At 52.4% G+C, this 11,701-nt stretch carries 8 protein-coding genes and 1 pseudogene; 4 read left to right on the forward strand and 5 right to left on the reverse strand.

The features are described from left to right. The first annotated feature begins 53 nt into the window (after positions 1-53). The 3 genes from AFK24_RS15750 to AFK24_RS15760 all read left to right on the forward strand — a co-directional run bounded on the left by AFK24_RS15750 (position 54) and on the right by AFK24_RS15760 (position 3,947). Positions 54-2,276 carry an McrB family protein gene (locus AFK24_RS15750; RefSeq protein WP_065834076.1) on the forward strand — a complete coding sequence of 741 codons (2,223 nt, stop codon included), beginning with the start codon at positions 54-56 and terminating at the stop codon, positions 2,274-2,276. A gap of 1 nt (position 2,277) precedes the next feature. Then, positions 2,278-3,435 (forward strand): 5-methylcytosine-specific restriction endonuclease system specificity protein McrC, encoded by a 1,158-nt coding sequence (mcrC, locus tag AFK24_RS15755; RefSeq protein WP_065834077.1) that lies wholly within the window; start codon positions 2,278-2,280, stop codon positions 3,433-3,435. A 293-nt stretch (positions 3,436-3,728) separates the two neighbouring features. Continuing rightward, positions 3,729-3,947, forward strand: coding sequence for a hypothetical protein (locus AFK24_RS15760; RefSeq protein ID WP_065834078.1), 219 nt, complete (start codon positions 3,729-3,731; stop codon positions 3,945-3,947). Between the two features lie 62 nt (positions 3,948-4,009). Here AFK24_RS15760 and AFK24_RS15765 read toward each other — a convergent pair whose 3' ends face one another. Next, entirely contained in the window at positions 4,010-7,111 is a 3,102-nt protein-coding gene (locus AFK24_RS15765) for an AAA family ATPase (RefSeq protein ID WP_065834079.1), read from the reverse strand. Beyond that, the gene (locus tag AFK24_RS15770) at positions 7,104-8,864 is read right to left on the reverse strand and encodes a hypothetical protein (protein WP_065834080.1); all 1,761 of its coding nucleotides are present in this window, start codon (positions 8,862-8,864) and stop codon (positions 7,104-7,106) included. The genes AFK24_RS15765 and AFK24_RS15770 overlap by 8 nt, the downstream gene beginning before the upstream one ends. 379 nt (positions 8,865-9,243) lie before the next feature. Between AFK24_RS15770 and AFK24_RS15775 the strand changes: the two genes are divergently transcribed. Next, positions 9,244-9,873, forward strand: coding sequence for a hypothetical protein (locus AFK24_RS15775; protein ID WP_065834081.1), 630 nt, complete (start codon positions 9,244-9,246; stop codon positions 9,871-9,873). Between the two features lie 232 nt (positions 9,874-10,105). Here the strand turns inward: AFK24_RS15775 and AFK24_RS15780 are convergent, their stop codons facing one another. The 3 genes and pseudogenes from AFK24_RS15780 to AFK24_RS30010 all read right to left on the reverse strand — a co-directional run. Beyond that, positions 10,106-10,576 (reverse strand): bifunctional diaminohydroxyphosphoribosylaminopyrimidine deaminase/5-amino-6-(5-phosphoribosylamino)uracil reductase RibD, encoded by a 471-nt coding sequence (locus tag AFK24_RS15780; protein ID WP_065834082.1) that lies wholly within the window; start codon positions 10,574-10,576, stop codon positions 10,106-10,108. 20 nt (positions 10,577-10,596) lie between these two features. Continuing rightward, the gene (locus AFK24_RS15785; RefSeq protein WP_065834092.1) at positions 10,597-11,166 is read right to left on the reverse strand and encodes a nucleotidyltransferase family protein; all 570 of its coding nucleotides are present in this window, start codon (positions 11,164-11,166) and stop codon (positions 10,597-10,599) included. Positions 11,167-11,285: 119 nt separating this feature from the next. Beyond that, positions 11,286-11,507, reverse strand: a pseudogene (locus AFK24_RS30010) (transposase domain-containing protein); the annotation flags it as partial. Positions 11,508-11,701 lie beyond the last annotated feature (194 nt).

The following is an 11,701-nucleotide window of genomic DNA, read 5'->3' on the forward strand; positions in this document are numbered from 1 at the left end:
ATCAATTGCCACTGATTTTCCCCCCTCCACACACTGCTATTTAAGGGAATGACATGACTACCGCATCGAAAGGAATATCCACCCAGCCTGTGTGGTTTGTCGGCGCCGCTTGGAAAGATGATCAGACTGCGCGCTTTCTTCGCGAGGGCATCTGGGAAAATGGCTACGACGACAAACACCTTGATGTCGTGCGTAGCATGAAAGTAGGCGAGCGCATTGCGATCAAGTCGGCTTACACCCAATTACATGATCTGCCGTTCGATAACCGGGGGAATCGAGTCTCAGTCATGACCATAAAGGCGACCGGAATTATCACTGATAATTGTAATGACGGCCGACAAGTCAAGGTCGACTGGCAACCCGTCAAGGCTGGACATAAATGGTATTTCTACACTCACCGCGGGACGATCTGGCGCGTGATGCCGGGTGATTGGAGAACTGATGGACTGATCGATTTTGCGTTTGAAGGCAACGCCCAGGATATTCAGCGCTTTTGCGATGCTCCTTTTTGGAAAGCACGTTTCGGTAGCCAGGCTGCGGCTTCGGAGCGGTTTGGCTGGACGCGCTTTTACATGGCGATCGCCGACAAGCTGCTCAAGCATCGGCGTGATCGGAAAACCTTGGTGGCAGGTCTGAAGGAGATATCCACTCGGGTACCGGCGCTGGGTTATCTGGAAGCGGACATTTATCCAAACGGCAAGCCAGGCTTTGTTCGGGACATTTGCCCGTTCACTGTCATGGGCACCTTCAACCGCCAAACCAAAGAAGTTAACCGGAAAGCAATTGCCACCGAGATCGCAATTTTTCTCGGCGTTGATGAGCCGGTGCCAGAGTCGTTTGAAGGTGTGCCCGTGCTACACAACTTGAAGTCTTGGTATTTCCCACGTGAAAAGAACCGTGACCGTGATCACATTGACTCGTTGTGGGAAACCTTCGCGACAGCCATCGCGTATGCCGATAGCGAAGAGGGCCAGGATGAAGTGACCAAAACAGCATTTGCCAAGGCGTTCGATGATAGTAATGGTCGAATGGGCGTCGCATGGAACCTGACCATGGGGCTATATTGGGCCCGGCCTTGGGCATTGCTCAGCCTTGATGAGTTGTCCAGAACCTTCATCAAGGACACTCTAACGATCACGATCAACCGTAACGGCCCAAACAGGCGATGCGCCGCAGCAGACTACTTGCAAGTGGTGGAAGTACTTGAGCCACGGTTTCAGGAAAGTAGCTACCCCGCGCATTCATTCCCTGAGCTGTCGCTGTTAGCTTGGGGTTTAGAGCCTGATTCTCCGCTCGATAGCGACGAACTGTCCCCAGACGATATGGACGAGGGACTGGAGGCGACAGAAGTCGAGCCAAGCATCGCTAGCCATCCTGCCTTGCCCTCCTACACGTTAGAAGACATCCTCGCAGAGGGTTGTTTTCTGGAGCGTGCCGAGTTGGAAAGCGTGCTCGTTCGTTTGCGCGAGAAGAAAAATTTGATTCTCCAGGGGCCTCCGGGTACCGGTAAGACTTGGCTCGCCAAGCGCCTTGCGTTCGCGTTGATCGGCACTAAAGACGTCAAAAAAGTTCGATCTGTTCAATTCCATCCCAACCTGTCTTATGAGGATTTTGTCAGAGGTTGGCGCCCAGACGGTCGAGGAGGTCTCGCCCTGGCCGAAGGTGTTTTCATGGAGGTGGTAAGAGCAGCGCTCAATAATCCAGATTCAAAGTTTGTCGTTGTTATCGAAGAGATCAATCGCGGCAATCCCGCACAGATCTTTGGCGAGATGCTGACCTTGCTGGAAGCAGGCAAGCGCACGCCAAGCGAAGCGTTGGAATTGAGCTATCCAGACGTAGACGGCAATCGCACAGCTGTCCATATCCCAGAGAATCTCTATGTGGTCGGGACCATGAACTTGGCCGACCGGTCGCTGGCCTTGGTTGACTTGGCGCTGCGACGCAGATTCGCGTTTATCAGCCTGGCCCCAAGGTTTGGAGGCCGTTGGCGCGAATGGGTTATCAAGCAATGTGGTGTAGACGCAGACTTGGCGCACCACATCGAAAGACGGATTGCAGAACTCAATACCGTGCTTGCTGACGATGAGAGACTGGGTAAGCAGTTCCAGGTTGGTCATAGCTACGTGACGCCAAGTGAGATGCTAGAAGAGGGCACTACCCGGGACTGGTTCATACGCGTGGTAGAAAGCGAGATCCTGCCTTTGCTGGACGAATATTGGGTGGACACCCCCAACAGTGCGCAAGAGGCAACCGCCAACCTACTAGCAGGCTGGTGATATGCCAAACCTTGCAGAAGGGGTACTCATTCATAGCCCCGACCGATTGGTGGGTCGTATTCCGGTCAGAAATCTTTGGCTGCTGATGCTCTATGCTTCGGATCTCTATCGGGCTTTGGGGAATGCCAGGACCGCTAGCGAAGCCATGCCCGACGATCTGCCGCGCATGGTGGGAGAAATCCTGACCGATGCCGTCGAAGCACGGTTGCGCCGCCATTTGGGGCTGGGCTATCAGTATCGGGAACAGATCGTCAATCGTGTGCGCGGCAGGATTGATGTCCTCACCACTGAGCGCAAACAGCTTTTAATGCGTGGGCAAATAGCTTGTCGATTCGACGAGCTGACACTGGACACGGTTCGTAATCGCTTTGTACGAATTGCTTTGGAAAGGGTGGCGGGGTTACTGCGTCGGCACCCAGTCGGCAAACGCTGCCGACAACTTGCGCAACGCCTCACAAATCTGGGGGTCTCCAATCTGGGTGTGGTTCGTTCGCAGATCGACTTGGAACGACTCGGGCGGCACGATACGGCAGATCGTCTGATGGTTTCCGCTGCCAAACTCGCCTATGACATGGCCATCCCTAGTGAGTCTGCAGGCAGGCAATACATGCACCAACCAGATCGCGACGAAGTTTGGGTTCGCCGGTTGTTCGAGAAGGCCGTAACTGGGTTTTACCGCGTGGCACTTAAGGACGATTGGACTGTGCGCGGGGGAGTAAAACTGAAATGGAATAGCAGCGACCATACCCCGGGCTTGGATGCGGTCTTCCCACAGATGACGGTTGATATCATGCTTGAGAATGCGGCGCTTGCGCAGCGGATGGTGATTGATACTAAGTTCACGGCAATCTACAAGAGCAGCGTTTATCGCTCGCAGACGTTGCATAGTGCCTACCTTTATCAAATATACGCATATCTTCGCTCTCAGGTGACGGAGGCGGACCCTCTCACACAGACCGCCTGCGGTTTGTTGTTGCATCCCGCGGTTGGCGAAAGGGTGGATGAAAGTGTGGTGATACAGGGGCACTACATTCGGTTTGCTACGGTTGATTTGGCAGCGAGCAGCAGAGAGATTCGGGATCAGTTGATCAGCGTGATAACCCCGAATTTGCGTTTCGGGTCGGAGCATAATTCGCACACCAGTAACCAGGTGCAATAAGGCCTCCTCGACAGAGAACTCCTCCCGGTTATGAAAAAGTGGGCATTGGCAAAATCATCATGGCGTCTAGTTTTTGCGCCGAGTCGATAGCGTAATGCTAGTCCGAGTCAGCTTAAGTGAAGGGACAGACGTTACCTAGCGATAGGGATGCGCGCCTGTTAGGAAGAGAAGCTCGACAATGTTGAATCTGGACTTCAGGAGCCCTCGAAGCTTTTTCTTCGTGGTCGCAAGCGTGTCTCGATGCTACGGTGAGATGAACTAGGCTTCCTGCATCAGCCTCAAGGACGACCACCATGCCAGATAATTCAGACTGCAAGATCGCTACGGCGGGCGCCATAACATTGCTCCTGCACAACCAGCACGCCCTAGGTGCAGCGATAGAAGAAATAACCAAGTGGCTCTCAGAAAATGGGGTGAAAACTGTCGCTATTAATGCAATGTCGGCCATGGAAGCCTTGGACGCAAATGCTCAGGCCATTACAGATTCCATTATGAGGATACGCCAGTCATAGATTACTCATTGCTGTACTGCCCTCCTGAAAGGTGTTCAGTCTGATTAAAATAGGCTGCAGGTTCATGAGTGAGATAGAACAATTTTTTTGAATCGCTCGTTGCCCAAAAACTCAAATTTTCGCTGAAACAAGGCGGCGAGCCGAGCGTCTGCTGTCGCGAAGAAAACCTGCTTGCGCATACTGACGGCAAGATCACGCAGGTAGTCCAGGAATGACAGCGCGTTTAGATCATCAATGTGCGCAATGGGGTCATCGATCAACAGCACCGGAGGGGCAGTTTCTGCGCTGCGGTTCAACGCTAGAAATATCGAAAGTGCTAAAGCGGCACGCTGGCCCGTACTCACCTGCGTAGCTGTATGCGTACGATGGCCATCTCGTGTGATGAGGAGATGCTCTCCATTGAAGTCGCCCAGCGTGTACTCTGCTGGAGAATGAATCCTGGCGAATATTTCGCTGACGTGTCCACGTATCGACTCAAGAGCTTCCTGCGTTGCTTTCTCAAGGGAGTGGTTTTCAACGATGTCGGCTAGTGCGTTAATGGCTATTGTAAGATTGTCCTTGCGCTTTGTGGCAGCCTTGAGAAGGCTGGCGCTCTGTTGAAGCTCGACCGTTTTGGCGCTTAGCTCAGTGCGCGCTTCTGTTTCCATATTTTCCGCATGCAGGGCACGGTCGAACGCATTAATTGCATCCTCGACAGCGTGCAAAATCGGTTCTAGTGGTTGATCATCCGCAATAGTAATTAATTGTGCGGCATCCTCGAAGAAAAGCGTTGAAGCGTGGTGTCTTTCCAACTGCCGTTGGACCAAAAGAATCAGTTCCTTGGCGTTTTCCGCAGAAAGTCCTGTTGATACTGCAATTGCGCTCACTTGTGCATTCGTAAGCTTCAAAGCTTCGCGCACATCAGCGGCAGATTCGTTCGTTTCCTCTGTGCTCGCCTGAATCTCTGCGATGCGTGTATTTATGACTGCCAGACTCGAATAATCCTGTTTAGTCCCCAACCATTGGATTGCGGCTGCCTCTGCGCCAGAGAAACCTGCTTGATCGGCCCCATACTGGTCGAGCGAACGCATGGCTGATTCCAGGTTTTCCAGCTCGATACTCGCTTCGATGAATTCCTGATGTTTCACAAGCAGGCTTTGATGTAAATCGCGTACGGTAGTCGAATCCTGTTTGCCATTTACATCGTGAAAGCGCTGCAATACTTGGAGAGCAGCTATCACTTCACGTTCTCGTTGGACGCGATCCCTAGCAACCTGTGCTGCCTGATGAAGACCATCGGTGAAGCTTGAGTTGTCAGAAGAGGTTAGCAATTCGATTTTATGAAGCAGCTCCCCATCTAAATGGGGGGTAGAGCAGACAGGGCAATGTAGTGCATCGCCTGTGTGATCAATGATGGATTGGACAATTCCCCTAAGATCGGCACGAAGGGAAACTAACGACTGGCCCAGGCGCTCCTGCTGCAACAGGCTTTCAGAGGCTGACTTCTCCTGCTGCTCAGCGAGAGCGAGGCTGTCAGTGGCGATCTGAAGAGCTTCGGAGAGTCCACGAACAGCATATTCAACAGGTAGCTCATGGACGTCGTCCAAGGACGTTCCCGCGAGGGCGATTCTTGCATCAGAAACCACACGCTTGGTCTGCTCAAATGATCTGGCAAGCGCTGGTGCACCGGCTTCGCAGTAGATCGACCATATTTCTAGATCACCGAGTTCCGCCCTGTAACTCTCAATCCGGGCTTCGTGCTCGCGCAGCTCCCGGCGCTTGTTTAATTCTGACTCTTCCAGTTCCTGAATTTTTTCGAGCGCGGTAAACAAAGACTGCACGCTCTGCCGTAGTTGAGTAATTGTGGCAGGCGAGGTTTGTGCCTGATTAATAGCTTGGTTTAGCCCTCGCGAAAGCGATTCAAGGCGATTTCGATCCGAGGGAGACAAAGGCTCATTGTCACCGTCTTGAATCCAGGTACACCCTAGCTCACGCAAATTCGCTCGAAATGATTTTGCAAAGGTTGCGGATTCAGTAGGGGAGTCCTGTAATCGCTTGACCTCATTACCGAGCAGTTCGGTCTGCTTAAGCAGGGAAGGAATGCGTTCGCTAAAACTCGTGCGCTTCGAGACGGCGTCATCATGCAGCTTGTAGAGATCGGTCCAAAGTGCCGATGTTTCACCACCGACCAGCAATAAACTCAGGTCTTGTTTTAGTTTATCTGGGGTCGATTCACCGGAGAGGCGGAATGCAGCATCGGTGTCCAAAAAATTGAATCGAGTGAATGACTGGGCGAGTGCGCCAGTATTTGGATTTGAGCGTCCATACCAGGCGAGATTGCGCGCCTTAAGGGTGGCCGGCAAAGTGGTGCTTTTAACCGTGAGTAATTCACCGGATGCAGTGACGACATCCGCTTCGATATTTTTGAATGTGGCTTCAGGATCGCGACGGATACGCCCGCAATACAAGGCCTCGATGGACTCAAGCAGCGATGTTTTGCCCGCACCGTTCTGTCCGAATATCAAGTTCACATCGCCAAACTGAAACTGTTTTCCGCTGATGGCCGATCTAAATTCGCCTACCTGAAACCGACGAATCAACCCAGTGCTCAGAGGATCAGAGAGTGGCGGAGGAAGCGGCCGCGTTACCGGTATTGCATCGGCACTAAAGGCTTCCCCTGAACCGATCAGTTCGATTTGTTGGGTTCGCGCGCGTTTCTCCAACAAGCTGCTGAGAGCTGCCGCCCGTAAAATTTCCTCCCATTGAACGCTAGCATCTGTGGATACCAATGCGCTGTGTTCTTGAGTCGAGAGGGCATCAAAACGACCGAGGAGATCCTCCTCGGTAAGCACAAACTTTCTCGCAAAATGTCGATCCCCCTCGATGCGTGCTTTTGCTTCTAAATAGCGATCGTTGATCTGCGATTGAGGGCCTGCCCAAAAGTACAGATAGCTGTTCCAGCGCTGGTCGCCATCAGCCGTGAAGAATTCACTCCCAAGCAAGCCTTCTTGAAATTTCGCAAGATTCGCTGCTCGCTGGATGACACTGTCTGATAGGTCGATGTAAGCCGTGGCGAAGGTTTTTCCTTGGTAGATGCGTTCCCCACGAAAAATGCCGTCGCCCAAGTCTTGAACCCGGGAGAGTTTTTCCGTGATCGTGCGACGTAACGAGGCTGAATCAACCATATGAGGGTTCCGTGTAATCGAGCGGAGTAACAGCGAGAAATTCGGTCTTGTCGTCTGCTGGGTCATCGAAGCGGGTTAGAGCATCAATTCCCGCAAACTTGAGTTCACCAAACTCCCGGTATGCAATGCACAACCGCTTTTGGTGGGGGCCACCGGCCTGGCGTAGCAGCTCATAAAGTTTGTCTGCGATCGTTTCTAATTCGTGAGGTGGGGGCAAGTCACCTAGGTAAGCGATGAGCGTGGGTTTGTTATCTGATGTCATCACATTGAAATTAGGATCTGCTGCGTCCCATCGCAAAATAGACGTTGCATCGACTCCATCCACCTGCGGAGGCCATTCAACGCGGTTCAGTATTTCATGGTGAATTTGAGCCGCTGTACTAAGTCGTTGATGACGAAAATCTCGGCTTTCACGGTCCTGCGCGACGGTCAATCTGCGTACGACTTCGTCAGGGCCGATTTTGCAAGAGTCGATATCCTTCAGTGCGCACCAATTTGGGCGACCAGTGATTTGTCCGGCGCTTAACGCCAATGCGCGCTCAATGGACAAGGGGTTTTGGGTGGCAATTACATGCTGCAGCGCTGATTGTGCCGGCGGGTTACCAGCAGCAAGCGCGGCGAACCCCGCATCAGGTGTCTCACCTGCTACCCATTCTTGATTTGCAGTTGCCCATACGTATCGCTGCAATGCAGTTGGGCCGTTTCGATTGGCCATGATTGCATGGCCAATGGTTAACACTTTCGGTACTCGTAGCTCGAACACCGCTTCGTCATAGTGGAAAACAAGAGCGTGGCGTCGCTCGGTCATGTAGGCGTAGTAGAGGCCCAGATTGTGATTCGGTATGACAACCTCATCATTGGATGAGCAATCGTCCGCGGAGCAGTACCACGTCGATGCAGCGACGTTCCGCCAAGCTTCGGGAGCGGTTCCCGGGGTGCCGTATTGGACGATGGACTGCGCCCAATTTAGGCAGACGATGTGGCAGTTACTCGAGCGCGGGTCTGTGTTGAATGTTGTGGTTCGATAGTTTCGGTATGCCGCGTTACGCGGACTGGGATTGAGCTGAATATGAATCAGCGTAGAACGATCATTGAAGTCAGTTAGCCATTCATCCCTTAACGCGAAGGCATCAGAACAGATGATGACGGCGGCCGTAAGACGACCACTACGGCCACGAAACCTATAGATCTGAGTTCCTCGACGTAGCCATCGTTCTTCCAGAAATAGGGCGTCTCTAGAAGGGAACGTTTTGAATTGAACAAGTGCGACCAGTCTAGAAGCCCCATCTGGTCGTATGGCCTGAAACATCAAAACTACAGGATCGAAGAGATTTCGATCGATTTCCAAGCCTTGCCATGGCTCATGAATAACTAAGCAGTGGTCTGTAACGTTCTGTTGGAATTGCACCAGCGCCTCTTGGGTGATGCTTTCGCAGCCCAAAACCCAGAGGACCCCTTCAGCCGGCGTGATGCCAGTTGCTATAGCCTCCTCCAGCGCTGCCCACGGCATGAAGTATTCAGGCGTGACGGCAAGGTGCGCGCCTCTTTCACGCGCCATCCTTAGCATCGACAAGCTCTTTGCCCTGGCGAGGGGCACATCGTAGTTACCAATGCGCTGCTCTGAGGCAAAAATCGGCCCACAGGGTTGCAGCAGTAAGCACGTGTAGCTGGTCTCCGTCGGCCGCAACATTTCCAGGTCGGGCTCTTGAAGACCGTGTTCCATGAGGGCTAACGATACATCGCGCGTCGGCATACTTTTTTGTCTTCCGTGAGGAGCCTCAACAATAGCCGCAAAATGGTGGCGTTGGGAGTCAGTCTGGCGAATGATTTATTTGCCGGACTCCAGCGTAAACCTCTCGCATGCGGCGCGCAGTTAGATCACTTTACCCAACTGGATCGGGTGAAGGTTTCTGCTTGGATCAGATTGGGATGCGCTCACCACCTGCGGTGTGCTGTCAATTGTGATTACTGGGATTTGCACAATGAAGATTGTCTAGCGTAGTCTTTATAGAAGGCATCCGGTAGGTGCCTGCCATCCACCAACGCAAAGCCAAGGCACTACCGTGACCGTACTGAACAAACCCTGTATTGGGTTCTCGTAGTGGATGACAGGCCCAGCCTCGGAGGCTGCAATGAAACGCACTCTTACATTCGCTGACGTACAACGCGTCAAGCATCTCGCCAGGCAACTCAAAGCCACTAACCCTGAATTGCCTCACACGAAACGTTTGGATTTAGCCGCTGCTGAACTGTTTGGTGCTCGAAATTTTCACGAATTGAGCCGATGGTTCGATGTGGTCATCAATCAGCATGTGGACACACCCGAGGGTTCTCATAGTGTTAGCCACTGTCTCTACTGTGATTATCGTTTCGCCGCTGACCTGAAGTCAGATCAAAAGCTGCATCGAGATTTTCACGAGCGCGTCATGGAGGCGGAAGAAAAGCTGAAGTATCGACCAGGTACTTTTGTAGAGCGCGAGCTAATGAAAAAAGACGGGTACGAAGAGGTGAACCACGGTAAAGAGGTGGCTGATCGGGTCGAAGGTCTGCTGAAAGTCACACGTGGTTGGTTTGACCGATCACTACACAGAGCGATCGACTCGAGGTATTGGAAAAAGCACCCCAGCTTCGAAGAGTACGTGGCAATGATGGTTCCCGAATTGGAAATCCTGCACTCGTCGCTGACTCCTATCCTGGTAGATCGCTATGGTCGGACTCCAGGAGTAATTCAGGAAGGTGAAGTCTGCTGGTCTCCGCGCTAACTCACACGTTAGGTTCAGTCATATTTGGCTAAGAAGATTTCACCTTTTTAGCCCCTTGCATCGCGCTGAGGCAAGGGGCATTTAAGCATCTCCCATCATCAACAGATCACGGCTGAAGTGCTAGATAGATGGCATGAGCAATCTGATAGTCGACCAGATGCTTACCGTGCGCGTAGGCGGTAACCGTCCGGGCATCCCACCTTGCGCTGCGATGTCGATGAGCTAAGACGATCTACTCATCGTTGCGATCCACTGATTCACCTGATTTTTTTACGAAAAAACCACCCAAGTCCTTAATGGCTTCCTCGGCCAAGAGCCCGACAACAACAGTAATGCCCGCATCTCGCAGCATTTTTATGCCCGCTCCCGAGTTTCTCGGATCGGGATCAAGCAGCCCAACAAACACTTTCTCGACACCGCTGTTTAATAGTGCCAGCGCACATGACGGCGTTCGACCATGAAAGGAGCATGGCTCAAGCGTGACAAAGGCGGTAACCCCAGAGCAATCACTAGGTAATTGGCTCAACGCCATTGCTTCCGCGTGATATAGCCCAGGTGGCTGTGTGTAGCCTTGGCTGATCACCAAATTATCCTTTACCAGCACGCAACCTACCGGCGGGTTCGGAAGGCACTCAGGTAAGGCTAATCGCCCCTGAGCGAGCGCAAGACGCATGAAATCGGTGTTGGAAGAAGGGTTAGGCATACCGTAATGATCCGCAGGGTTTATGAAATGTGAGGTTCTATGATCCTGAGCCAAGGCCAACGAGCTTGGTAACTTTTGGCCTTCTGGTCGAACAAGTCTGGCTGAGGATTTTTCGGATTGATACGAAGAACGCCTTGCTCTACGTCGGTCAGGCCATATGGCGCATAGACTTCACCCGTTTCAGGGTCTAGCCCAATACACGTACCGGCAATCAGGTAACGATCAATACCATCTTTTGCCGACTGAAGCTGAGGATAAGACCTGCCAAACCGCTGACTGTACCAAAGGTGGACGCGGGCCTGATTCTTGATCTCAACGTTAACTTCAAGGTCTTGGAAGAGAGACTGAGCTGAGTTGATGACCTCATTTTCAGCCTCCCAAGACAGATCACTATCGAAGTAAAAAACGTCGTAATCCTTCACACCCCAAGCCGACGGCAGGTGCGACTGATGATTCCAGACGGCTTGGAACAGGCATCCCGCAGTGAGCATGCATTGATTCAAACCGAGTGAAGGTAAGCGTGAGGTGATTTCAGCGTTTATTGGATTGGCCATTGCTATCCTGACCAACCTTTCGACAGGCAATGTCATTTTCATCCCTTTGGAATCGATCTAGTCCTAGCGACTGACAATACATCATCGCTTTTTAAGATTTCGCGAAAGACAGCTTTTCTACACAGGTGTCCGCCCGGGCATCCTGTCTTTCGTAATTAATCCGGTTGCCACCTATGTGGCAGCAACTGATCGATTTCACTTGCCCGCTGCGTCGGCAGGCGCGTGAGAACATCCTTTAGATAGGCGTACGGATCATGCCCATTCAGCCGTGCAGACTGGATCAAACTCATGATCGCCGCAGCCCGTTTTCCGCTGCGTAGCGATCCTGCGAAGAGCCAGTTCTTGCGCCCAAGAGCCCATGGCCTGATCTGGTTGTCGGGTAGTCAGACGCGGTTACCCGCGTCCAACCCCCTAAGAACCGTGCATGCGAGTTTCCCAGCACACGGCTCAAGCCTCTACAAAGGCACTGTTAAGTACCCGGTTATACCTCTTTAACATTGGCGTACTGCTGATCTCTGGGGCAACGCAGGTGATAGATCTCAAGATTGACTGCGGCGTCCGTTCCCCCGTC

Origin of the sequence: Pseudomonas syringae, assembly GCF_001698815.1 — a bacterium.
GTDB lineage: Bacteria > Pseudomonadota > Gammaproteobacteria > Pseudomonadales > Pseudomonadaceae > Aquipseudomonas > Aquipseudomonas syringae_A.

Excerpts from the sequence above, each read along its gene's own strand:
- mcrC (WP_065834077.1), top strand. The coding sequence starts at position 2,278 with ATGCCAAACCTTGCAGAAGGGGTACTCATTCATAGCCCCGACCGATTG.
- AFK24_RS15785 (WP_065834092.1), bottom strand. The coding sequence starts at position 11,166 with ATGACATTGCCTGTCGAAAGGTTGGTCAGGATAGCAATGGCCAATCCA.
- AFK24_RS15780 (WP_065834082.1), bottom strand. The coding sequence starts at position 10,576 with ATGCCTAACCCTTCTTCCAACACCGATTTCATGCGTCTTGCGCTCGCT.
- AFK24_RS15750 (WP_065834076.1), top strand. The coding sequence starts at position 54 with ATGACTACCGCATCGAAAGGAATATCCACCCAGCCTGTGTGGTTTGTC.
- AFK24_RS15760 (WP_065834078.1), top strand. The coding sequence starts at position 3,729 with ATGCCAGATAATTCAGACTGCAAGATCGCTACGGCGGGCGCCATAACA.
- AFK24_RS15775 (WP_065834081.1), top strand. The coding sequence starts at position 9,244 with ATGAAACGCACTCTTACATTCGCTGACGTACAACGCGTCAAGCATCTC.
- AFK24_RS15765 (WP_065834079.1), bottom strand. The coding sequence starts at position 7,111 with ATGGTTGATTCAGCCTCGTTACGTCGCACGATCACGGAAAAACTCTCC.
- AFK24_RS15770 (WP_065834080.1), bottom strand. The coding sequence starts at position 8,864 with ATGCCGACGCGCGATGTATCGTTAGCCCTCATGGAACACGGTCTTCAA.